This window comes from Paenibacillus sinopodophylli (assembly GCF_005930355.1).
GTDB classification, from domain to species: Bacteria; Bacillota; Bacilli; order Paenibacillales; family Paenibacillaceae; genus Pristimantibacillus; species Pristimantibacillus sinopodophylli.
In genome coordinates, this window is sequence record NZ_VDBO01000014.1 from 15894 (window position 1) to 39463 (window position 23570).

The following is a 23570-nucleotide window of genomic DNA, read 5'->3' on the forward strand; positions in this document are numbered from 1 at the left end:
CGATGACCGGGACAGGCTGTATTTTGTTCTATGTTACTCTTTGCTTTTGAAAGGATAGGGCGTATGAGTACGTTCAGTCTGTTCGGTTATCCGATACACAAATCATCATTTTCCCTTTACGATGAGAATCGTTATCAATATAATAAGAAGAAAGGTTGAACAGTGTCGGGAGGTTAATAAACGACGATGAATGTGAATGAACATATTGCATTATGGAATCAGGCTTCCATTAAAGTGCTGGATATCCGCTATGGGTCGCTCGAGCAAGGGGCGGAGATGAAGAGCTACCGTTTGCCTGCAAGCGCCTTTCTTTATGTGCGCAGCGGGTATGCTGAGATAAAGATGGATGATTCGCTGCAAACGGTAAGACGAGATCATATTGTGCATGGCGGGCGCGGAGCGAGCTTATACATGTTAGCAGAAGAAGCATTCGAATATTATTTGATTCTATATAAGGCTGTCCTTATGCTGCCTTCTTCTAGCAAGAGAAGCAGGCAGATAGAGCGAGATAATCCATTTCAATGTGCCTATAATTTCGTTCCGGCTTATCCATTGCCATTGCTGGAGAAAATGGAGCGCATGCACGAGGATTGGTTGAAGCATAGTCCGCTTGACGCTTTTCATGCAAGAACCTTATTCTATCAATTTGTTCATGAGTTGCTTGGCCAGATGCAGAGCCAAGGAGCAAATCCAATTCAGCCTGATCTAATGGGGCAAATACTGCGCTATATGCAGGATCACTATATGAACCCAATTACATTGGAAGCGATGGCTGAACAGTTTGGCTGTAGTGTCAGCTATCTGACGAAGCTGTTCAAGCAGCGGATGAATGAGAGTCCGATTCGGTTCCTCAATCGCATTCGCTTGGAGATGTCTGCGAGTTATTTAATAAGATCTGATTATTCGCTGCAGGCGATCGCCGAGTTAGTTGGCTATCCTGACGCGCATACATTCAGTCGCAGCTTCAAGAAAAACTACGGCATACCTCCTGTGCAATTCAGAGCGAAATACGGAGGGGAGGGTTTCATATCAGAATTGCCCAATCTTCGTATGAAATCTGCCCTTGTTGCGGCTAATTCTCAGTGCTATAGTGTCAAAGACAACGAGAACTATTATCATTTGCACGTAAGAGGGGGATTACAAATGAAGAAAGTAAGCAAGTCAACTTCAATCGCAACAGCGACACTGCTGTTATGTTTAACCTTGTTCCTTAGCGCTTGTTCCAGTGCAACGAATGTAGTCAATACGAATGCAGGCACGAATGGTGCATCGGCTACAAGCCAGGAAACCGTCGCGGAGACGGCAAAGCCAAGCAACGCGGTGGCAGCGACTAAAACCTATACGGACAGTAAAGGCGAGGTTACGATACCTGCGGATCCGGAGAGGATTATTGATTTGACGGGAAGCGCGATTGGTAATCTGCTAGCGCTAGGCGTGACGCCTATAGCTGCTACGGAGGATGCACTGCAAAGTCCTTATCATAAGGACAAGCTGGCTGACGTCATTAATATGGGCGCTGAACCAAACATCGAGGCTATATTGGACTTAGCGCCGGATTTGATTATTGCGTTCGATTATATTGAAGAAGCCCAGTACGAGAATCTGGTGCAAATCGCACCGGTTGTAAGGCTCAAATACGGCAATGGAACGCCGCAGGATTTGCTGGTGGAATTCGGTAAAATCACGGGCAAGGAAGAGCAGGCACAGGATTGGATAAGTGCATGGAATGCAAAAATTGCAGAGGTAAAGCCTAAGATCGCGGAAGTGGTTGGAGATAAGACGGTGTCGATTCTTCAGCCGTATGCGAAAGGCATCTACGCTTGGGGCAATAAAGGTGGAAGAGGCGGCGAAATCATTCACGGTGACCTCGGACTAAAGGCGCCTGCCATTATTCAGGAGAAGCTGATTGATGGCGAGGAGTTCGGAGTGAGCTTAACACTGGAGCTGCTGCCGGAGTATGCGGGTGACTACATCTTCACAAGCAATTGGGGCTGGGATGATGGCGATGCGAATGTCGTATACGGAAGTCCGCTTTGGAAGACGCTGCCTGCCGTGAAAAATAATCAGGTTTATTTTATTGATCAAAAAGGCTCCTATTATAATGACCCTATCTCACTGGATGCGCAGTTGGCATTCATAGTAGAGAGCTTTCTGGGTAAGTGATATAGGATAGCATACTTAAAGCTGAAAAAGTGTATATGATTAATTGAATCCAGTCGAAGACACAACTGGATGATTCTTAAAGACCGCGATGCCTAGAGGCTCCGCGGTCTTTACTTTTCTTGGCTCTGTTGTCGTATTAAGCTTGAGCAATCTGGCTTCGAGGGGGACGAGTAATTTAACCGGCAACCATGCAGAAATAAGGCTTGCAAAGCGTCTTGTGTCTATGTCAAAATCGATATAGTCCTTATGGTTTCTTTTGCGAGTCTGGCAACGAGTTTTGAAGAGTCCGCGTACCATTTCGTCGTGGGTGCAGCTCTCATCACTCGTTTTTTCTTTGTTTACTTGCCATAGGGCATGAACTGAAAGTAGCTTCGCTCATTTTAATTCCTAATCATTGGGATAAAATGCAAAATATTTGTTTTTATTATAGAATAGATAAAAAGTACATAGAGAGTTTTATGAGCTGGGGGATGAACGAGAATTGTATTGCCATCATTGCGGAAAGAAGAGCGCAGCCGATGCTATTTATTGCAGCCAGTGCGGAAGGCGAATTTCGCCTGATCAGCATGCAGCAGCAGCTTCAACAGCGGAGCACACGCCGGTCATATCCGAGACGGCTGCAGCAGTAGAAGCAGGAGTAGCAGGTGCGCATATACATATACAGGCTGTTTCACGGAATGTGGGAGCTGGTGGCTCTATATGGGCATGGTTAGTACCTATTATATTGACTCTCCTAACCTCAGCCTCCGTAGTTGGCTATTATATCTATCAATCAGATATTAATGATCGTGTAATTAGGCTTCAAGCAAAAGCGAAAGAGGATGCGCTTGTCGGAAATTATACGCAAGCAGCGGCGCTTCTGAAAGAAGCGGGCGATGCCCGCCCGGGCTTTCCTTCTATTCAGAAAGATGCGGAGATCGTGGAACATGTTATGGGGATCTCTGATATGATGTCGGGAATCGGCAAGCTGCTTGAAGAACAGAAGATAATCGACGCGGGGCATATGCTGGAGAAAGCAAGGGACGAGCTCAAGGGTCATTCGGAGCCTGTTTATGATAAGGTTAAAGCTGTATTGGGCGAATACACGGTTAAGCTGGAAGTATTGAGGCTGACGGGCGAGATGGCCGAACTTCATACCGTGGAAGAGCTTGCTGCCAAGCTTAATGGCGCTAGTTATTTAGATGGTGAAGAAGCTGCAGCAGTGAGAGTGCAGATTGTAGATAAAATAGTCGCTATTAGTATAAAGGATGCGGAGACGCTGCTGAAGAGCAAGAGCTTTAGCGCTGCTCTTGCTGTGACCGATAAAGCACTTGGGATTGCCAAGGACAATGAGAAGCTATTGAAGCTTGAGGAGCAAATTTTACAGGCCCAAAGTGATTATGAGCGTACTGAGCAGCAGCGCTTGGAGCATGCGATGCAGCAGGCCGCAGCAGAGGAATTGAAAAATCAGACGGCGGCGGTAGAGGTTGTACACATTGATTCTACATTTGATGAATTTGGTGATCTGAACATTGAGGCTGAGCTGAGAAATGCCGCTACTCGCCCGATCTATGCAATAACGGTGAAATTTACTGTAACTGATGCACAAGGCAATGTGGTTGGCACGGGTACAGCGGAAGATAAAGAAGCTTATGTAGCGCCTGGCGAGACCTTGCGTATATTCAGTACCATCTATGGCGTTATAGATGAGAATACGACCGTAGTCGTTGACCATGCGACTTGGTATTTGGATTAGGGAGACAATGCAATGAGTAAAAGAGTATGGTTTAGTGCGATCGCTTCAACCCTTGTTGTATGCGGGGGAATGGCAGCTGCATTAGCCGTCCATGTCGAAGTGCCAAGCCAGCTAACTGGAAAGCCGCTACTTGCGCTTGCGGAAGAGCAGAAATCGAAGACGCTGAAGGACATTATATTTGAGACACAGAAGCTAGTTGTCATGATCGAGACAGAGCAGGGGAGTCAGGGCTCTGGCTTTCTCTATAATCTGGAGGGCGATTTGATAACGAATGCACATGTTGTGGCAGGGTCACGCGGGGTGAAGATTAAGATGGCAGACGCCCGCGAGCTGACTGGCGAGGTCATCGGTATCAGTAGCGAAACGGATATCGCTGTTGTACGTGTACCTGCGCTTTCCGGCACGGAGCCGCTGCAGCTTTTGCGACAAGAGAAAGCGGAGGTCGGTGATGAGGTGCTGGCTGTGGGCAGTCCGCTAGGTTTTCAAAACACGGTAACTACAGGCATCATAAGCGGACTCGGCAGAAGCTTCGAGATTGAACCCTACTTGTATTCCGATTTATATCAGATTTCAGCACCAATCGCTCCAGGAAACAGCGGCGGACCGCTGGTGAATCAGAAAACCGGCGAGGTGCTTGGCATTAATTCGGCTGGGTACGAGCAGGGATCGATCGGCTTCAGTATTCCAATTGCCAATGTCATTGAGCTTGCTGAAAGCTGGTCGAAGGAGCCGATGGCGGAGCTTCCGGAGCTTGAAGTAGCGGATGAAACAGTCAATATGGAGAGCGAATCGAAGGTGGAGGAGTTTGCCGGCTATCTCGTTACCCATTTCTACGATAGCTTGAACAATGCGGATTATGTGTATGCCTACTCGCTGCTTGGAGGGAATTGGAAGTCCGGCACAAGCTACGAGAAGTTTCGAGAAGGCTATTTGGGCACATTGAATGTCGTCATCGATGATATGCATGTGAAGGAGAGCAGAGAAGACAAAGCGACGGTTATTGCCGTTATATCGGTAGATGAGCGCGTGAATGGCAAGTATGTGCTCAGCAAATATCAGGTAACTTATGAAGTAGGATATGAGAATGATCAATTAAAGCTGGTGAGCGGCAAAGGGAAGGCCATCAAATAATCAATTTTCCAATAGCCTAGTGGCAAAAGAAGAGCGAGAGTAAACCGTTCAGGGAAACGGTTTCTCTCGCTTTTTGGCATAGCATGCAGGGAATGTGGATTAATTCTCGCTTGTGAAATCAAAGCCGTCGGACTCATCGGCGAATTCTGTTTCTTCCTCGCGCACAAGCGGATTGTATATGAGCACAAGAGCTACGGAATCGTTGCGCTGAACCGGGAAGCTGAGCAAGGAAGCTGGAATGACACGTCCATTCAACTGCAGCTGGTAGCTGATATTTCCGCCAATCGGTACGCCGCTGACGGAGATAATTTGTCCGTTGAAGTTGAAGCGTACCGCGCCTGTTTCCGCTAATGCTTGATAAATCGTCAGGCCTGGACGGAAGGGAACGCGATATGCTTGCGTAACGTTAGGAAATGTTCTTCCGCCGTTGATTACGACCGTTACCGATGCTTGCGGGCCTGGAGGGAATGGCCAAGGAATCGGGAATGGTATTGGAAAAGGAAACGGCGGCCGCGGCGGAGGAAATGGCCCTGGTCCGGGAGGGAACGGCCCTGGTCCGGGAGGGAACGGTCCTGGTCCGGGAGGGAACGGCCCTGGTCCAGGAGGGAACGGCCCTGGTCCGGGAGGGAACGGCCCTGGTCCAGGAGGGAACGGCCCTGGTCCGGGAGGGAACGGCCCTGGTCCGGGAGGGAACGGCCCTGGTCCGGGAGGGAACGGCCCTGGTCCGGGAGGGAACGGTCCTGGTCCGGGAGGGAATGGCCCTGGTCCAGGAGGGAACGGCCCTGGTCCAGGAGGGAATGGCCCTGGTCCGCCGGGACCGCCGGGTCCGAAGCCGCCGGGTCCAAAACCGCCTGGAGGCGGCGGGGGCATTATGGACCGAGGTCCGCCGCAGCCGCAGTCGCTGCTGGCGGGAGCCGATTGCTGCTGATACCCGCGCATTTGTTGTTCGTTAGTATAAGTATAGTCCATGCAGGCATTCAAACTCCTTTACGAAACAGATTAGGCATCTATCCTTATCTATCGTATGCGGCAACTGCCTATCCGGTGTACGCAAGAATGTGAAGGATATCAAATCCGACTATATACGAAAGTATTCGAATGTAGTCGTAGAATATAACGGTCATGAGCGCAGATTAGAGGCTAATAAAAGCAAAGTGTGGGTTCTAACGGACGACAGGAGAGCAGCTCATTATTCCAACTTTGAGCGGAGTAAACTTTTTTAATTTGCTGCTATGACCGTTAACAGAAAAAATGTCGTTCTTTTTTCGTCTAACCTTCCAAAATGTTCGTAAGAGAAACGTTTGCACGCTCGCGAAAGAAACCAAGTGTTAGACGAGGTTGAAATACTGCCAAAAGTAGCAAAGTTAAACGAGGTTAATTCCTTGAGCGGATTGCAGCCGAAGCCGGATTGGGGCGTACAGAGCTTCTATTAGTAGTCGTATCAAGTGCAATAGACAAAAAAGCAGCGCCGACCTCATGTATGAGGTCGGCGCTGCTTCTGATGAAAGGGTATTATTTCACTGCTGCTTCGTAACGTTTGCCAACTTCATCCCAGTTTACTACGTTCCAGAACGCTGCGATGTAATCAGGGCGTTTGTTTTGGTAGTTCAGGTAGTAAGCGTGCTCCCAAACATCAAGACCAAGAACTGGCGTTTCGCCTTCCATGATCGGGCTGTCTTGGTTCGGCAAGCTGTATACTTTCAATTTGCCGTTAGCTACTGCAAGGAATGCCCAGCCGCTGCCGAAACGAGTTGTTGCTGCTTTAGCGAAATCTGCTTTGAAAGCTTCGAAGCCGCCAAGCTCGCTTTCGATTGCTGCTGCAAGAGCACCAGTTGGTGCGCCGCCAGCGTTTGGAGCGATTGTTTCCCAGAACAAGCTGTGGTTAGCATGTCCGCCGCCGTTGTTGCGAACAGCAGTACGAATTGCTTCAGGTACGCTTGCAAGATCAGCGATCAATTCGTCGATTGATTTGCTTTGCAGTTCAGGAGCGGACTCCAGAGCAGCATTAAGGTTAGTCACGTATGCGTTATGGTGACGGCCGTGGTGAATTTCCATTGTAGTCGCATCGATATGCGGCTCAAGTGCGTTGTGCGCGTAAGGCAAAGCAGGTAGTTGATGTGCCATTTTTTACAGCCTCCTAGTTATATGTAGTTATCCATGTCCATTATCCCTTATCCGATCGAATAAATCAACATTAATGTTGCAAAAGTCGAAAGGGGAACATTGCTCAGAATAGGGTATCACCGTCCTATGGAATTTATACAAAGTAGGCGGAATGGAGGGGGTCCGTTAACATAAAAAACGATTAAATGAGTGTAAGCGCTTAATATAAAGCGTTTTCATGAGATAATCGTGGATTTGTTTAATTTTTTTAAGGAATATTAAAGATAGAAGCAGGATTTCGTTAAATTTTGTCGTAATATATTCTAGATGCAGTACTATGACATGGTATAGAAGGTGTAATTTTAATGAATGTTCGTTCCTTCCAGCTGTCCGATTACCGACCAATTACAGCACTGCTTGAGGATGTATTGACTGAAGAGTGCTACGAACAAACGATGGAAGCTTTTGCCCGCCAATTGTCATGGGATAGTGATTTAGTATTAGTCGCTGTCGAAAATTCCGAGATTGTGGGCATGATCATCGGTACGATTGATAATAACAAGGGTTATTACTATCGAATTGCCGTTTCTCGTCTCCATAGGCGGAAAGGAATTGGCAAAATGCTTATCCAATCATTGCGCCAGCGCTTTGAACAACGCAATGTCACAAAGATACTAATTACCGCGGACGAGTACAATGAGCCGGTTTTACCGCTGTATGAGTCGTTAGGCTATGCTGCCAACGATTTTATCAGATCTTTTCAGAAACTTAGCATTGTTGCTGGTTAACGCGAACTTTACTGCATGTATGTTGTACGCAGGGCATATCTGCATCGCCATTGCTTTTGGCGGTCAGATATGCTTTTCTTATTACTATATACTTTTATGAGGAGAACGGGATGGAACCATATCGGCACTGTGTTATCAAAAGCTTCAAACATAACGGTCACATTCACCGTACTTGGCAGCAGAATTGGCTTGTTCCGGACGAGCTGCTTGAAGAGGGGCATAAAGCGGAAGAGATGAAGGTGTTCATCAACCGCCAAACACCCATTCAAGAGTCGGATGGGAAGATATGGATTAGCCGCGTGCCCGCCGTCTCTTTTTTTATACCTAAGCAGTGGTTCAATATTGTTGCTTTAATGGAAGAAGGAGGCGTACGCTACTACTGCAACATTGCTTCACCTCCTTATCTGCAAGGCGATGTGCTGACCTACATTGATTACGATCTGGATGTTATTCGAACAGTGAGTGGTGAAAGAACCATTGTCGACCAGGACGAATACGAACTGCATAAAGCAACTTACCATTATCCGAAAATGGTGGATGACAAGGTGCAGGAGGGTCTTCAGGCGCTCTTGCAGCGAATGGATCGGAATCAGTCGCCTTTCGAGGATCAACTTGTTACTCGATATTATGAAGCTTGGGCGAAACGCAGTGAAGAGGTGGGCGAATGAACGTAATAGAACCGAATAAGAAGCAAGAGGCTGAGCATATGGAGGAGCTTCTAGAATCAGATGCTTCAGCCAAGCCTGATGCAGCCGCCAAGCGTCCTCGTTGGATGACGGAGACAGAGGATTGGGCGAAAACGCTGGTCATTGCTTTTTCTGTGGTACTGCTGTTGCATTTTTTCGTATTTAACCTCTCCAAGGTTGAAGGGCATTCCATGGAGCCGACGCTGACTGAACATGAATGGCTGTTCGTGAACAAATTTATCTTCCTTGTCAGCAAGCCAAAGTTCGGAGATGTCGTTATTCTGAAGGAGCCGGACACCGGTGATGGTGAACAGAAGTATTTGGTTAAACGAATCGTTGGCACTCCAGGTGACAAGATAGAAGTACATGACCAGCGTCTGTATCGCAATGGTCAGCTCGTTGAGGAGCCGTATACCGATAGTTTAATAGAAGATATGAGCTATGGACCAGAAATTATCAATGAGGGTCATTTCTTTGTAATGGGAGACAACCGCCATTCAAGGGCCAGCTTGGACAGCAGATCATTCCACGCAGTACCCGAAGAGCTTATCCGGGGCAGAGCGGATTTCATACTGTGGCCATTCAAAGAGATAAGAGCGCTTTAAGGAGGATAGGGCTATGAAGGACGTGATGATCTATACGGATGGAGCTTGCTCCGGTAACCCAGGTCCGGGCGGCTGGGGCGCAGTGCTCTTCTTTGGCGTCCATCAGAAGGAAATCTCAGGCGGAGAGAAATATACGACCAACAACCGCATGGAGATTCAGGCAGTTATTGAGGGTCTGAGCATTCTGAAGGAGCCGTGCCTGGTTAAGGTGTATAGCGATTCCGCCTATGTCGTCAACTGCTTTCAGAAAGGCTGGATTAAAGGCTGGCTGCGCAATGGGTGGAAGAACAGCAAGCAGGAGCCTGTTGAGAATCAAGAGCTCTGGAAAGCGCTTTGGGAGCTTATGAAGAAGCATAACGTTGAATATATAAAGGTAAAGGGCCATAGCGACAACGAATGGAACAATCGCTGTGACGAACTTGCTCGTGAAGCCATTAAACGGTTATAGCTGATGGCTGATAAGTGGGAACAACTGAAGGTAGAGATGAAGGCGGCTGCCCAAAGCTTAGGCATCGACAAAATCGGAATTGCTTCCGCAGACCCGTTTGTATCGTTGAAACAAATCCTTTTGCGGCATCGCGAGCTTGGCCATGAGTCAGGCTTCGAAGAGCCTGACATTGAGAAGCGAACGAATCCGGCTCTATTATTTGATAACCCGCAGTCGATTATCGCGATTGCGATTGCCTATCCATCGAAGCTGAAAGACCCTCCTAAATCGGAGCCGGGGGCACGGCGGGGAATCATGTCCCGCTCGGCTTGGGGGGAAGATTATCATAAGGTGCTGCGTGACCGTTTAGCTAAGCTCGAGGCGTGGCTTCGGGAGCGTGTCCCAGAGCTGCGAGTGGAGAGTATGATTGATACAGGGGCTTTGTCAGATCGTGCGGTTGCTGAGCGTGCCGGCATTGGCTGGAGTGCGAAGAACTGCTCGATCATTTCGCCTGACCTTGGATCATGGATTTATCTGGGCGAGATGATTACGAATTTGCCGCTTGCGCCAGATGAACCGGTTACAGAAAGCTGCGGCTCCTGTACGAAATGTATTGACGCTTGTCCGACAGATGCGCTGGTTGGTCCGGGGCAACTGAATTCCAGTCGATGTATATCCTTCGTCACGCAAACGAAAGGCATGTTATCGGACGAGTTTATGCGCAAAATTGGCAATCGCCTTTATGGCTGCGACACATGTCAGATCGTTTGTCCAGTTAATCGCGGCAAAAACTGGACGCATCATCCGGAGCTTCAGCCGGATCTGGAGCTGGTGAAGCCTTTGCTTGTCCCTATGCTGACAATCGGCAACAAAGAGTTTCAGACGAGATATGGCCGTACCTCCTCGGCATGGCGCGGGAAGAAGCCGATTCAGCGCAATGCCGTTATCGCACTTGGCAACTTCAAGGAAACGAGTGCAGTGCCTGATTTGATTCGTGTGCTTGAGCAAGATACGCGCCCCGTGCTGCGCGGAACGGCAGCTTGGTCGCTTGCAAGAATTGGCGGCGAACAAGCGAAGGAGGCTTTGCTCGCAGCTGCAGGAAGGGAAAGCGATGAGGAAGCACTGCAAGCGATAGCGAATGCGCTCGAAGCGTTTGGTGGCATTTCTGAAGAGGTTCAAGTAAGCGGGGAAGCAGGCGATGCAGGTGAGTGAACGTTTATATGCAGCAACAATTGATTCTAAGATCGGACCTTTGACGCTGACCGCAAGTGACGAAGCTGTCTGCCATTTGGATTTCGCTTCTTATGAGGCAGCTTTGGAAGGTCTTCAACAATGGGCTGGCCGTCAGATAGGGCCGCATGCTGCAGAAATTACATTCTTGGAAGCTTCCAAGCATCCCTTGCTGAATGAGGCGTCCAATCAGCTTAACCGCTATTTCGAAGGAAAGCTTCAGCAGTTCGAGCTCCCCGTTCGAATGTACGGTACAACGTTTCAACAGAGAGTATGGGAAGCCCTTCGGCAAATTCCGTATGGAGAGACGCGTAATTATAAGGACATTGCGGTTATGCTGGGCCAGCCAGGTGCGATGCGTGCTGTAGGCGGGGCAAATAACCGCAACCCCGTGTCCATCATTGTACCTTGTCACAGGGTTATCGGAGCAAGCGGCCAAATGGTCGGTTATGGCGGGGGCCTGCCTATCAAAATTGCACTGCTGGACTTGGAAAAAAGCGCTTCGTATTAGTTGAATATTGGGGTCGAAAAAAGAGTGAACTCGTAAAAACCCGTTCATTGCGCGTACGGGTCGAACATGCTATCATTGGAACATTATACACACAGCAGGAGCTATAGAAAGGGTCAGGTGAAAGGTATGACTTGGGTAAATATCGTAGTACCTATCGTTACATTATTGGCAGGAGCTGTAGGGGGATTTTTTGTAGGCGTATTCTATCTGCGCAAGCAGCTTGAGAAAATGCAGAACGATCCAGAGATGATTCAGAAGATGGCTAAGCAAATGGGCTACAACCTGAACAAGCAGCAGATGCAAAAAGCGCAGCACATGATGAAAAACCAAAAAATGCCTCGCAGGTAAGGGTTTGCGTGAAGGGGAAGGAAGGAGAGTTCGGAAATGGCGGGAAGAAAAGACTATGTCAATTCGGCTGTAACGAGCAATCGGGAGCAGATTGAGTATCATATAAAAGAAGTGCTCAAGCTAATTGGGGAAAATGTCGAGCGTGAAGGCTTGCTTGATACGCCTGCCCGTGTAACTCGTATGTATGAAGAAATCTTTGCCGGTTATGAGGTTGATCCTCGCGAGGTGCTTGGTGTTACGTTCGATGAGCAGCATGAGGAGCTTGTTATCGTCAAAGATATCGTGTATTACAGCCAATGCGAGCATCATATGGCTCCATTCTTCGGGAAAGCGCATATCGGCTATTTGCCAAGCGGGAAAATCGCCGGGCTTAGCAAGCTTGCAAGACTCGTTGAAGCGGTCACCCGCCGTTTGCAGGTGCAAGAGCGTATTACGTCGCAGATTGCAGACATCCTCGATGAGGAGCTTATGCCGAATGGTGTAATGGTCGTTGTGGAAGGCGAGCACCTATGTATGTGTGCACGCGGCGTGAAGAAACCTGGGAGCAAGACGGTCACGTCTGCAGTAAGGGGAGAATTCCGCACCAATTCCGCACTTCGTTCTGAGTTCCTAACGCTGCTCAAGCAATAGCATGGCGATATTAAGTCCGACTAGGGTGCATCCCAGGTCGGACTTTTGTTTAATATGGAGCCCAAATTAGCTTGCGGGCTTCTTCAAAGCGTTCATTCACATATGGCCAAATAACAATGTTCCACCAGTCCTGTACATACGCATGACGATTGCCTTGATGCTTGAGGTAATAGGCATGCTCCCACACATCGAGTACAAGAATGGGAATAACGTCCCATTGTGATAAGTTTTGATGCTTCTCGGCGGTCAGAATTTCGAGCCGCCTGCTGCGCGGGCTCCAGACGAGAAGAGCCCAGCCGCCGCCTTCTACTTTCACCGCTGCTTCACTAAAATGTTTGCGGAAGGAGGAGATGCTGCCGAAGTCACTGTGAAGCTGTTGACTAAGTGATCCAACCGGCTCCCCGCCGCCATAGGGTGACATGACATTCCAATATAGAGTATGCAAATAATGTCCTGCTCCATTAAAGGCAAGCTCGCGTTCCCAATGCTTCACAAGCTCAAATTGATTGGACCGGCGCGCCTTTTGCAGCTCAAGCTCGGCTTTATTCAGACCATCAACATAGGCGCGATGATGCGTATCATGATGAATACGCATCGTTTGCTCATCGATGTATGGCTCCAAAGCATCATAAGAGTAAGGCAGCGGCGGAAAGCTATGACCGCCTATCGGAACCTGCTGAACGGGAGCATGCAGCTTACGACTGTCGGAGCCGTTCGCGGATTGGCGATATGCGCTCATCAAGCCGATGTAATAGTTGGATTCTCGAATGGAATGAAGGATGATCGTTTTCGATATTGGTGAAGCGACTGCTGCAGTTCGTTCAATAAGCTGTGACAGCTGGTCGACATAGGTACGAGACTGCTCAAGGGCTGCTTGAACAAGGGAATCTACCGTTTGGTCTACATAGGAAGGCAAGCGAGTGGGGTAAGGGAGCCATTCGTCCAGCCGCTGATGCGTATATTGGGCAGTCTGTGAGAAGACAGGCTCCCAAGCTTGAAGAAGCTGAGCATATTGCTGTTCCATTTCTGGAGAGGCTTGCCTAATAACGGCAGCATGCTCCTTCTCCTGCAGCTTCCACTGGCGGATCAGCTCCATGACGCGAACCGGCATGAGCGCTCCGTAAACAAAAAGCACGACCATCGCCTCCTTTGTTGCAACAATAGCATCTAAGTTAGATGTATTCTTTGCCAAAGGGGCTTATGTCGTGCTTGCTGATTATATTCAAATATAAGAGTTTATAAGTTTCACCTTTATACTTCGCTTATATTTCTCGGACTGAAACGCGCTGCACCGCCAGAGGACGGCGACAGCCGTTTCACCTTGGTTCAGCTTGGAGCTGCAAGTCTACTTGACTCAAAAACAAAACGGCTCTTTGGATATATTCGCTCGGATGAACCTGGAATAGAAGCTCATGCTTACCGTCCTGTACGATCCAAGAACGAGAGAGAGTATTGCCTTGTCCTTCCGCAATAGCTTCAGCTGTTGCGAAGGGGGCTTTCACATCATTTGTGCCATGTATAATAAAGAGTGGAATGTCGTATTTATTAGCTATAACCTCGCTGGCTGGTATGGAGCCGAAGCTTGTTCCTGTCCATAGCGGAATCAACGATTCTATTAGCGGCAATGAGAAGTTAGGCAGGGATACGAATTGGTTCAGGTTATCGAATAGCGCTTCGGAGCTTGGGATAAACAAGCTGTCGAGTATCATAGCGTCAATCTCATCCGTCTGCAGGGCAGCTTGCAAGGCTGTACCGGCTCCCATCGAGAAGCCCCATACGACAATATCCTCAGCACCGCGGGATTTGGCATAATCAACAGCTGCTAGCAGCTGTTGTGATTCCTCCAGTCCGCCTGTAGCTGGCGCTTTGTACTCCTTCGAGGCGTATCCATAGTCGAATAGCAATATATTATAGTTCAAGCCATGAAGCAGCTTGGATAGTTCATACATAGGTACCCACGTTTCTTCACGGTTCGCGCCATAGCCATGGCTGAACACTACCGTTCGAACGGATGCTTCAGACGAGGCGCTATCCGTCTCTGCCGGAATAAACCAGCCGCTGACGGTCGTGTTGCCGCTCTTACTAGGGAAAATGACATCCTCATAATCTAGGCCGATAGCCGCTTGCGGATTAGAGGTGAGCGGTGCAACGTAAGGATAAGCGAGCATCCAAGCTACATAGCCATGAAAAATAATGACAAGAAGCAAGCACATCGCCGTTACGGAAGCGATGGAGGCAATGAGCAAATGCTTGCCGCGGCTTCTCGTTCTTCGCAAGAGGAAGGAGTTGCTCGAGTCTCCTAGCGGAAAGGGTTGAAGGCTCTGCGGAAACCCACCTTCAAGCGGCATTGGTGTCATCATCGTTGTACTCATGTAGGTGTCCTCCCTATGCGTGCAACCCTCTATGGATGAAGCATTCCATAAGTTGTAAGCGCTTTTCATTTCTAGTACTTTAATCGTAGTCCGGTCCTAGGAGCCTGTCAATTGATGTCGAGGTATTGTTAATCATTTGTAATATTACTGTAATGTAAAGAACTCTTCTTTACGAGAATGGAAGCTATGAGTTATACTGAATGAGAATGGGTTTCATTCAGTGAAACCTTCAAAGGGGAGGTGCGGCTGCATGGAAGAAGGGAAATCAACGGTTCGGGCAGTGGATCGGGCGCTTGATATATTATTGTGTTTTACTTCAAAAACAGACTGGGCGATGACGGAGATTGCTGAACATGTCGGCCTGCACAAAAGCACGGTTCACCGGATGCTTGCGACGCTTGAGGAGAAGGGCTTCATTGAGCGGGACCGACAAACGGACCGTTATCACCTGGGTATGAAAATGTGGGAGCTGTCCGCCAACTTATCACGTTCAGACGATCAAGCAACGATTTGGCTGCCAGAGATGGAGCGGCTTCGCGATCTACTGGGAGAAACCGTTAGTATATATGTAAGAGATGGTTCAGAGCGTATTCGCATCCAGGCCGTGCAGAGCAATCAGCCTGTAAGGCGAGTAGCGCCTGTCGGAGTAAGGCTGCCGCTATATGCAGGGGCATCAAGTAAGGTACTCATCGCTTATTCTGATCTTTTGGTACAAGAGAGCATATTCGGAGATCCGGCTTGGCTGTATACAATTGATTTGGATCAATATAAGCAGCAGTTGGATGAGATTTGTGAGCAAGGCTACGCAACCAGCTTTGAGGAGCGAGAGCCAGGTGCTGCAGCATTGTCCGCACCGATATTCAATCGAACAGGCAAGCTTGCGGCTGCTCTATCTGTATCAGGGCCAGCGAGCAGGCTTACGATGGAGACGATGAGGGAGTATGCTCCTATTATGATGGAGTCTGCCAAACGGATGGGGATTATGATATTGTAAGCATCGAGCAGGTCTGGGACTATTCCTAGACCTGTTTTTTTGACGTATAGGAATGGAGATGAGTTTGCTCATCTATTCTCTATACGTTTCGCAGAAATGATGGCGTTAATAGAAAGAACGGCGACTGCCGTTTCACCTTGAAATATAAGAAATTATAAGTTTGTTAGCTTATAAAGGGCTTATATTTCACCGTCAAAGCTACTTCAGCGTCTTAAAGGACGCCGTCATGCGTTTTTGCTTGGAATAGAGGACGTTAGGGTACGAAAAAGAGAGCAAAGCCCTCTTGAATGAAGGCCTTGCTCTCTTTGGTTATTGCACGAATTCTATGCGGTTGTATTCATGTTAGCAATCATTTGGCGAAGCACCGTTTGAAGGATACCGCCGTTACGGTAGTAATCAACGTCAACAACGGAGTCAAGACGAACAATCGCTGGGAATTCGAAAGTCGTACCGTCTTCGCGCGTCGCTGTAACCGTAACCTGCTGGCCTGGTGTTACGTCGTTGGACAAGCCCGCGATGTCGAATGTTTCGCGGCCAGTAATGTTAAGCGTCTTCCAGCCTTGACCCTCTGGGAATTGAAGCGGCAATACGCCCATGCCCACAAGGTTGGAGCGGTGAATACGCTCGAAGCTCTCAGCGATAACAGCTTTCACGCCTAGAAGGAAAGTACCTTTGGCAGCCCAGTCACGCGAGCTTCCTGTACCGTATTCTTTACCAGCAAGAACAACAAGGTTTTTGCCGTCTTTCTGATATTTCATCGAAGCATCGTAGATGGACATGACTTCGTCAGTCGGAAGGTAAGTCGTTACGCCGCCTTCTGTGCCAGGAGCTACTTGGTTACGAATTCGGATGTTCGCGAACGTTCCGCGCATCATGACTTCGTGGTTACCACGGCGTGAGCCGTACGAGTTGAAGTCTTCGCGTTTAACGCCGTTCTCGATCAAGTATTGGCCGCCAGGGCTGTTTACAGTAATGTTACCTGCTGGAGAGATATGATCCGTCGTTACGGAATCGCCCATCAACGCAAGTACGCTTGACGAATGAATATCTTGGATGTCGTTAAGGTCAGGTCCAAGATTTTCGAAGAATGGCGGATTTTGAATGTAAGTGGATTTATTATCCCACTCGTAGCTCTCGCCCTTAGGAACAGAAATCGCATTCCAACGCTCATTTTGTGTAAATACGTTCTCGTATTTGTCGCGGAACATCTGCGGGTTAAGCGCTGCTGTCATCGCGTCGTTGATTTCTTTGGAAGTTGGCCAAATATCCTTAAGGAATACTGGTTTATTGTCTTCCGTGAAGCCGATTGGCTCAGTTGTCAAATCGATGTTAGTCGTTCCTGCAAGCGCGTAAGCGATAACTAGCGGCGGCGAAGCCAAGTAGTTAGCTTTTACTTGTGCATGGACACGACCCTCGAAGTTACGGTTACCTGAGAGAACAGCAGAAACCGTCATATCGTTGTCGGCAATTGCTTTGCTTACTTCATCAGGAAGCGGACCGGAGTTACCGATACAAGTTGCGCAGCCATAGCCTGCAACGTGGAATCCAAGCGCTTCAAGCGGCTCGATTAGATTTGCTTTTGTCAGGTATTCTGTAACGACAAGCGAGCCCGGCGTTAGAGAGCTTTTAACGTAAGCAGGTTTTTTAAGTCCAAGTGCTACAGCTTTCTTAGCTACGAGGCCGGCACCAACCATTACGCTTGGGTTGGATGTATTCGTACAGCTTGTGATTGCAGCAATTACGACTGCACCAGTGCCCATTTTGCTCACTTGGCCGTCATTGTGTTTAACGGTAACGAACTGCTCGATCTTCTCTTCGTTGAGGCCGTATCCGCCTTTGTCGATCGGAGTGCGGATAATGCTGTTGAAGGATTCCTTCATAGCTGTAAGCTCAACGCGGTCTTGTGGACGTTTCGGACCAGCAAGCGATGGAACGATTGTAGAAAGATCAAGCTCAACAACGTCGGAGAATACAGGATCTGGTGTCTCATCTGTACGGAACATGTCTTGTGCTTTGTAGTAAGAGCCAACAAGCTCAATCAGGTCATCGGAGCGGCCTGTTTGTTGCAAGTAGCTTAGAGTCTCGTCATCGACTGGGAAGAAGCCGATTGTCGCACCGTATTCTGGAGCCATGTTGGCAACGGTAGCACGGTCAGCAAGACTGATATTGGAGAGGCCAGGGCCGAAGAATTCAACGAATTTGCCGACAACGCCTTTTTTACGCAAAATTTGAGTGACAGTAAGCGCAAGGTCAGTTGCAGTAGAGCCTTCTGCCAGCTTGCCAGTCAATTTGAAGCCGATAACCTCAGGCATAACGAAATAAAGCGGTTGGCCAAGCATACCAGCTTCAGCCTCGATACCGCCAACGCCCCAGCCTACAACGCCGAGTCCGTTGATCATCGTTGTATGCGAATCCGTACCAACGAGGGAGTCAGGGAATACGACAGTTTCGCCGTCAATTGTTTTCGTTGCCGCAACAGAGGCTAGGTACTCAAGGTTAACTTGGTGAACGATACCTGTGCCCGGTGGAACCGCGCGGAAGTTATCGAATGCCGTTTGTGCCCAGCGAAGGAAGCGGTAACGCTCTTCGTTGCGCTCAAACTCAACCTTCGTATTGTACTCAAGCGCTTCTGGTGAACCAAATGCGTCTACCATTATCGAGTGGTCAATAACAAGGTCAACGGGTACAAGCGGATTGATCTTTTTTGGATCTCCGCCAGCTTTTTTCACTGTATCGCGCATTGCAGCAAGGTCAACAACAACCGGAACACCGGTGAAATCCTGCAATACGATACGAGCTGGGATGAAAGGAATTTCTTTGTCTTCGCGTCCGTCAGCCCAAGTAGCAAGCTGCTTTACATGCTCAGGAGTAATCGCACGTCCGTCGAATTGGCGAACAGCTGCCTCCAAAAGTACTTTAATAGAGAAAGGCAATTTCGAAATATCGCCTAGTCCTTGTTCTTCAAGTCCGCCCAGACGGTAGTAAGCGTAAGACTTGCCACCCGCGTCCAGCGTTGTGCGAACCGAATAATGATTTTGTGTAGCCATCGTCATTCTCCTCTTTGAATGTAGTTTGTGTTTCGCTCTGTGAAACACAATTTCAAAATCGCTATACTAACAGTATATCGTTAAAATAGTGCTTACGTAAAGTCCAATTATGTCTTTTCCGGCTTACTAATCGCTTGATGATGCAAACTCACGAATATTACATGAAACGGAAGCATGCTTCATATAATGAAGCAGTTAATCTGCGTTAAGCTTGCAGTCACGACTAGGTCAAGGAGGGATTGCTTTGCCGCGAACAGGTAACCGAGGACAAGGAAATACGGGTTCGAAGAAAGTGCAAGCGACGTCCAAACAGGCCGCATCCGATCGCAAATCGCAGATGAAGGCTGCGGTGCATACAACTCCGAAACAGCAGCCTTCTTCCGGTTTGCGGACGGAGCCTCTCGCGGGACATAACCATCATGATCCAGAGAGCAGAGCTGCGCTCAATCAAGAAGCGAGGACACCAAGGCAGCAGACGTCGAAGCTAAACTCCCTCATTCGCTCTTCTGATTATGAGCATTACGATGGAATTGAGAAGCTGAAAGGCTGGAAATCAGCTGTGCACCGCTATGTGAGCCTGTACAATCAAGCAGAAGCTAATCAGCATGCAGCCGTTCTGACTGATTTCGTTACCGATAACGATCATTGCGACCGGCTTCGCGGCAGGCTAGAGCGTCTAAGAGAACGTGACTTGCTTAGAGGCGCTCTTCCGGCTGGCAGTGAAACGAAAGCGGAGCTCATTCGTGTGAATGAATCATCGAGCGAGGTATCAGTCCTCGTTAGACTCCATATCAAAAGAAGGATGGAGCAGTCAGGGCGGTTCTATATGGAGGAGAGGTCCGAATTCGAGCGTCTATGGCTCGGATTGTCAGGTGCTGACTGGGATGTGCTGCGAGTTGAACCAATTATCGCAGAACGTAGACCTCGCTTCGGCACGGCAACTGACAATTGGATGACCGTAGATGATTACTCGGAGCTGTTTGGCGATCTAGCATCGCCGTCAACACCATACTTAAATTATGACCTATTACAGCAATTCAAACACCGTCCGGCTGGTATTCGCTACAGGAGAGATTTGGTTGCAGCGTATGCGGATCGTTGGTGGAATGAAGGGAACCCTTCTTATGAGCTTTTCGAGGTGAATTGCACCAATTACGTATCACAGTGCATCTTTGCAGGCAATGCCCCGATGAACTATACTGGTAAGAGAGAAACGGGCTGGTGGTACAAAGGCCGAAACAAAGGCAGTGAATGGTGGAGCTTCAGTTGGGCTGTTTCGAATGCATTAACCAATTATTTGAGTGGTTATAAGTCTTCGGGGCTGCGAGCTGAGGTTGTGCAATCGGCAGATGAGCTGCAGCTAGGTGATGTTATTACCTATGATTGGAATGGCGACCAGCGTTTCCAGCATAGTACGATCGTGACTGCCTTTGATTCATTCGGCATGCCGCTGGTGAATGCTAACACCGTATCCAGCAGGCATCGTTATTGGGATTATCGTGATTCCTATGCATGGACGGAACAAACCAAATATCGTTTTTTTCATATTACCGATCTATTATAAATTATTGTACCGGAGGATATGCCATGGGGAGCAAGGTTCGAGTAGGTTTAGTTTACGGGGGGAAATCGGGAGAGCACGAGGTTTCTCTGCAAACGGCTTACGCGGTTATGGGTGAGTTTGATTACAACAAATACGAGATCAAACCTTTTTATATTACAAAGCAAGGCGAATGGAAGACGGGAGACGTACTGCATGCGAGGCCGTCGACCGTCGAGGAGCTTCGCTATGCATCTGAGGAGGCGAAGCAAGCAGGCTTCGCTCTTGCTCCGTTGTTCGCCCGGCTTGGCGCTGCTGATTCCGATGCGGATCAGGAGATAGATGTTATATTCCCGCTGCTGCATGGTACGTTCGGGGAGGATGGCACCATACAAGGGCTGTTCGAAATGGCGAACATGCCGTACGTCGGTGCGGGCGTTCTCGCATCTGCCGTCGGGATGGACAAGATTCTAATGAAGAAAGTGTTTGCACAAGAGGGCTTGCCTCAATGCGTATTCCGTTATTTCAACCGCACACAGTGGGAGAGGGATGCTTCGTTCTTCATCATGGAGTGTGAAGTATCACTCGGTTATCCATGCTTTATCAAACCGGCTAATCTCGGCTCAAGCGTTGGCGTATCGAAGGCTAAAAACCGTGAGGAGCTTGTTGCTGCAGTCAACTATGCATTCCAATTTGATCGCAAGGTCATCGTAGAGGAATTTGTAGATGCTCGGGAGATCGAAGTAAGCGTTCTTGGCAATGACGATGCGAAAGCATCCGTCCCTGGCGAGATTGCTCCGTCCAATGAATTCTATGATTACAAAGCCAAATACATTGACGGAAAATCGACGATGCAGATTCCAGCAATTCTGTCGCCTGAAATAACAGAGTCAATTCGCGAGATGGCGGTTCGGGCATTCCAATCGATCGACGGCTCAGGATTGTCGCGCGTTGACTTTTTCCTCCGTAAAAGCGACAACCAAATTTTCATTAACGAGGTCAACACCTTGCCGGGCTTTACTCCATTCAGCATGTACCCGCTTATGTGGAAGGAAACCGGCATTCCATATAAAGAACTACTAGACACCCTGATTGCACTAGCACTCTCACGTCATGCAGAGAAGCAGCGTATAGACTTTACAGGTGAAGCAGCAAAATAAGCTTTAAGTCTTTGGTGAGCTAAGCCGCGGAAATCCCCATTGCATCTATCCAGAGGGGCAGCTCTCTGGATTTTTGTTTATTAGGAAATGATACAGAGCTTAGTAGGATAGCTTTAAGCGCAAATATGCGCTTATGGAATGGAAATGGCGTAGGAATAGGCCCAAAAGGAAGCTGTAAGCGCAAATGTGCTCTTACAGCAGTCATGTAACCATAAAGAGCGTGCTTTAAGAGCAAATATGCGCTTATGGAATGGAAATGGCGTTTAAATAGGTCCAAAAGGAAGCTGTAAGCGCACATATGCGCTTATGGAGTTTATGGCACGTTGCTAATTTATGGAGTCCGACGTAAAGCGTGTCCCGCAGGGACGTAAGCGCTCCTTGAGCAAACGTAGCAATAACGCTCACCGCAGCACGGACGTTAGTCCAATTGTGGGTGTCCAGAGGGTGCAACCCTTGGGGCCCTCCCTTGGAAGGGAGGGTTTGGGTGGGTTCGAAACGCCTCTGAAGGCTGGTAGTAACGCCTTTGAAGGTCTGGTAGTAACGCCTTTGAAGGTCTGGTAGTAACGCCTTTAAAGGTCTGGTAGTAACGCCTTTGAAGGTTGGTAGTAAAGCCTTTAAAGGTCTGGTAGAAATGACCTTCCTCGAAGGCACGGTTGTCATTCCACTGAAAGGAGGCGAATCAAATGGGATTTGAAACAGAATTTAATTCAGTATGTAAATTTAAGTCCGATCAAGAGCTGTATGAATTGTTGGAGTACGGTCGGGGCAAAATGGTCAAGAGCGGCTTTCGTGTATTTCCAACTGGACAGAAGGTCATTGCCTATACGCCAGCTAACGAAGCAATCGCGATTGTCCGCATTTTAGCTTCGATTGCCGAGATTAATTTCCAAGGCGAAGAAGTGACACAGGTGGAGATGGAGCTCGTGAGAAAGTTGACGGAAGATGAAGCGAAAATTCAAACGGCGCTTGCGTTTGAGATGTTTTTCGGAGAGAGGGCTTAGTCTATGATCGTTAGATTAGGCTTTGTCGCTATGAGCCTGCAGCTTGAGAATGCTTCCCCATCAAAAACAATGACGTACGCAAGCTTCTCCAAGCTGGGTGACCGCGAAGCAGGGATTCGCAAGCTGGAGAGGATTGCTGAGGAAAACATTCGCAGCTCGCTGCGTATTCTTAAGCATTGCAGAGCCAGCGGCATTCAGATGTATCGATTCTCGTCCAAGCTTATTCCTCTAGCCACTCATGAGGAACTGGCCGATTGGAATCCTTTTGCAGCGCTCGAGCCCGCATTTCATGAGGTTGGTGAATATGCGGACAAGCATGGCATAAGAGTATCCTTTCATCCGGATCACTTCTGCGTATTCAGTACGCCTAGGCCGGAGGTTCTTGCCAAATCTGAGCTTGATCTAGTTAACCATGTGCGTATGCTTGAGGCAATGGGATTAGGGGAAGCAACCAAATGTAATATACATATCGGCGGTGCATACGGTGACAAGGTTGTCGCTTGTGAACGTTTTGCTCGTCAGTTCGGTGCGTTGCCTGCTCGTCTAAAGCACCGCATTACGCTAGAGAATGATGACAAAACGTTTAATGTCAAAGAAACGCTTGATGCTGCAGAGCAGGTAGAGGTTCCGATGGTGCTCGATATTCATCATCATGCTGTCAATACTGGCGGGATTGAAGATGACGAGCTCTATGGCACACTATGGCCGCGAATCGAGTACACATGGGAGAAGGAACGGGATAGGCTCGGTCTGACAAGTGCTAGCGAGCTTCCACCTAAGATTCACGCATCGAGTCCCAAAAGTTTATCTGATCCGCGCGGTCATGCCGACTTTGTGGAAGCGGAGCCGCTGCTATCGTTTCTTCGTCATGCTGCACGAACAAGTGATTATTTGGATTGCATGCTTGAGGCTAAGAGCAAAGATGAAGCGTTGTTTAAGCTGATAGAGGATTTCAAGCAATTGGAAGCAGCGGGTGAAGGTGTTAAGGTGTTGGACGGCGGGCGTATTGAGATTAATGCTGTAGATTAGCCATACTGAGAAAGCACCGTCTGGCATGCCTGACGGTGCTTTCCTACTATGGCGGCAATTAGAATAAGTG

General features: G+C 48.5%; 21 protein-coding genes. 16 read left to right on the forward strand and 5 right to left on the reverse strand.

The annotated features are described in order from the left end of the window. Nucleotides 1–186: 186 nt before the first annotated feature. The 3 genes from FGT79_RS26305 to FGT79_RS26315 all read left to right on the forward strand — a co-directional run bounded on the left by FGT79_RS26305 (nucleotide 187) and on the right by FGT79_RS26315 (nucleotide 5029). Nucleotides 187–2163, forward strand: coding sequence for an AraC family transcriptional regulator (locus FGT79_RS26305; RefSeq protein WP_138755818.1), 1977 nt, complete (start codon nucleotides 187–189; stop codon nucleotides 2161–2163). Nucleotides 2164–2644: 481 nt separating this feature from the next. Further along, entirely contained in the window at nucleotides 2645–3898 is a 1254-nt protein-coding gene (locus FGT79_RS26310; protein ID WP_138755819.1) for an FxLYD domain-containing protein, read from the forward strand. 12 nt (nucleotides 3899–3910) lie between these two features. Continuing rightward, a complete protein-coding gene (locus tag FGT79_RS26315) occupies nucleotides 3911–5029 on the forward strand; it encodes a S1C family serine protease (RefSeq protein WP_138755820.1) in 1119 nt (372 codons plus the stop codon). Nucleotides 5030–5128: 99 nt separating this feature from the next. Here FGT79_RS26315 and FGT79_RS31375 read toward each other — a convergent pair whose 3' ends face one another. After that, nucleotides 5129–5998: a hypothetical protein gene (locus FGT79_RS31375; protein WP_171056460.1), complete on the reverse strand. Its 870-nt coding sequence runs from the start codon at nucleotides 5996–5998 to the stop codon at nucleotides 5129–5131. Between the two features lie 543 nt (nucleotides 5999–6541). Continuing rightward, nucleotides 6542–7153 carry a superoxide dismutase gene (locus FGT79_RS26325; protein WP_138755821.1) on the reverse strand — a complete coding sequence of 204 codons (612 nt, stop codon included), beginning with the start codon at nucleotides 7151–7153 and terminating at the stop codon, nucleotides 6542–6544. 344 nt (nucleotides 7154–7497) lie between these two features. Between FGT79_RS26325 and FGT79_RS26330 the strand changes: the two genes are divergently transcribed. The 8 genes from FGT79_RS26330 to folE all read left to right on the forward strand — a co-directional run bounded on the left by FGT79_RS26330 (nucleotide 7498) and on the right by folE (nucleotide 12357). Beyond that, complete coding sequence (locus tag FGT79_RS26330; protein WP_138755822.1) at nucleotides 7498–7920, forward strand: GNAT family N-acetyltransferase; 423 nt, start codon at nucleotides 7498–7500, stop codon at nucleotides 7918–7920. 110 nt (nucleotides 7921–8030) lie between these two features. After that, a complete protein-coding gene (locus tag FGT79_RS26335) occupies nucleotides 8031–8588 on the forward strand; it encodes a DUF402 domain-containing protein (RefSeq protein ID WP_138755823.1) in 558 nt (185 codons plus the stop codon). Beyond that, on the forward strand, nucleotides 8585–9211 hold the full coding sequence (gene lepB, locus FGT79_RS26340) for a signal peptidase I (protein ID WP_246096642.1): 627 nt from the start codon (nucleotides 8585–8587) through the stop codon (nucleotides 9209–9211). The genes FGT79_RS26335 and lepB overlap by 4 nt, the downstream gene beginning before the upstream one ends. A 13-nt stretch (nucleotides 9212–9224) precedes the next feature. Further along, nucleotides 9225–9659, forward strand: coding sequence for a ribonuclease HI (gene rnhA / locus FGT79_RS26345; RefSeq protein ID WP_138755824.1), 435 nt, complete (start codon nucleotides 9225–9227; stop codon nucleotides 9657–9659). Nucleotides 9660–9662: 3 nt separating this feature from the next. After that, complete coding sequence (queG, locus tag FGT79_RS26350) at nucleotides 9663–10850, forward strand: tRNA epoxyqueuosine(34) reductase QueG (protein ID WP_138755825.1); 1188 nt, start codon at nucleotides 9663–9665, stop codon at nucleotides 10848–10850. Continuing rightward, a complete protein-coding gene (locus tag FGT79_RS26355) occupies nucleotides 10837–11379 on the forward strand; it encodes a methylated-DNA--[protein]-cysteine S-methyltransferase (protein WP_138755826.1) in 543 nt (180 codons plus the stop codon). Before queG ends, FGT79_RS26355 begins: the two co-directional genes overlap by 14 nt. Nucleotides 11380–11505: 126 nt before the next feature. Further along, nucleotides 11506–11727, forward strand: coding sequence for a YneF family protein (locus FGT79_RS26360; protein WP_138755827.1), 222 nt, complete (start codon nucleotides 11506–11508; stop codon nucleotides 11725–11727). Between the two features lie 36 nt (nucleotides 11728–11763). Then, complete coding sequence (gene folE, locus FGT79_RS26365) at nucleotides 11764–12357, forward strand: GTP cyclohydrolase I FolE (protein WP_138755828.1); 594 nt, start codon at nucleotides 11764–11766, stop codon at nucleotides 12355–12357. Between the two features lie 49 nt (nucleotides 12358–12406). Here folE and FGT79_RS26370 read toward each other — a convergent pair whose 3' ends face one another. Both FGT79_RS26370 and FGT79_RS26375 read right to left on the reverse strand, forming a co-directional pair. After that, the gene (locus FGT79_RS26370) at nucleotides 12407–13492 is read right to left on the reverse strand and encodes a Fe-Mn family superoxide dismutase (RefSeq protein WP_138755829.1); all 1086 of its coding nucleotides are present in this window, start codon (nucleotides 13490–13492) and stop codon (nucleotides 12407–12409) included. A gap of 181 nt (nucleotides 13493–13673) precedes the next feature. After that, complete coding sequence (locus FGT79_RS26375) at nucleotides 13674–14729, reverse strand: alpha/beta hydrolase (RefSeq protein ID WP_138755830.1); 1056 nt, start codon at nucleotides 14727–14729, stop codon at nucleotides 13674–13676. A gap of 250 nt (nucleotides 14730–14979) precedes the next feature. On the opposite strand from FGT79_RS26375, the gene FGT79_RS26380 reads away from it, so the two are divergent. Further along, nucleotides 14980–15723 carry an IclR family transcriptional regulator gene (locus tag FGT79_RS26380; protein ID WP_138755831.1) on the forward strand — a complete coding sequence of 248 codons (744 nt, stop codon included), beginning with the start codon at nucleotides 14980–14982 and terminating at the stop codon, nucleotides 15721–15723. Nucleotides 15724–16046: 323 nt separating this feature from the next. Here the strand turns inward: FGT79_RS26380 and acnA are convergent, their stop codons facing one another. After that, a complete protein-coding gene (acnA, locus tag FGT79_RS26385) occupies nucleotides 16047–18770 on the reverse strand; it encodes an aconitate hydratase AcnA (protein ID WP_138755832.1) in 2724 nt (907 codons plus the stop codon). Nucleotides 18771–19014: 244 nt separating this feature from the next. Between acnA and FGT79_RS26390 the strand changes: the two genes are divergently transcribed. The 4 genes from FGT79_RS26390 to uvsE all read left to right on the forward strand — a co-directional run bounded on the left by FGT79_RS26390 (nucleotide 19015) and on the right by uvsE (nucleotide 23500). Continuing rightward, nucleotides 19015–20334 carry an amidase domain-containing protein gene (locus FGT79_RS26390; protein ID WP_342778524.1) on the forward strand — a complete coding sequence of 440 codons (1320 nt, stop codon included), beginning with the start codon at nucleotides 19015–19017 and terminating at the stop codon, nucleotides 20332–20334. A 23-nt stretch (nucleotides 20335–20357) separates the two neighbouring features. Next, entirely contained in the window at nucleotides 20358–21470 is a 1113-nt protein-coding gene (locus tag FGT79_RS26395; protein ID WP_138755833.1) for a D-alanine--D-alanine ligase, read from the forward strand. Between the two features lie 683 nt (nucleotides 21471–22153). After that, on the forward strand, nucleotides 22154–22471 hold the full coding sequence (locus FGT79_RS26400; RefSeq protein WP_138755834.1) for a hypothetical protein: 318 nt from the start codon (nucleotides 22154–22156) through the stop codon (nucleotides 22469–22471). Nucleotides 22472–22474: 3 nt separating this feature from the next. After that, a complete protein-coding gene (gene uvsE, locus FGT79_RS26405) occupies nucleotides 22475–23500 on the forward strand; it encodes a UV DNA damage repair endonuclease UvsE (protein ID WP_138755835.1) in 1026 nt (341 codons plus the stop codon). Nucleotides 23501–23570: the final 70 nt, after the last annotated feature.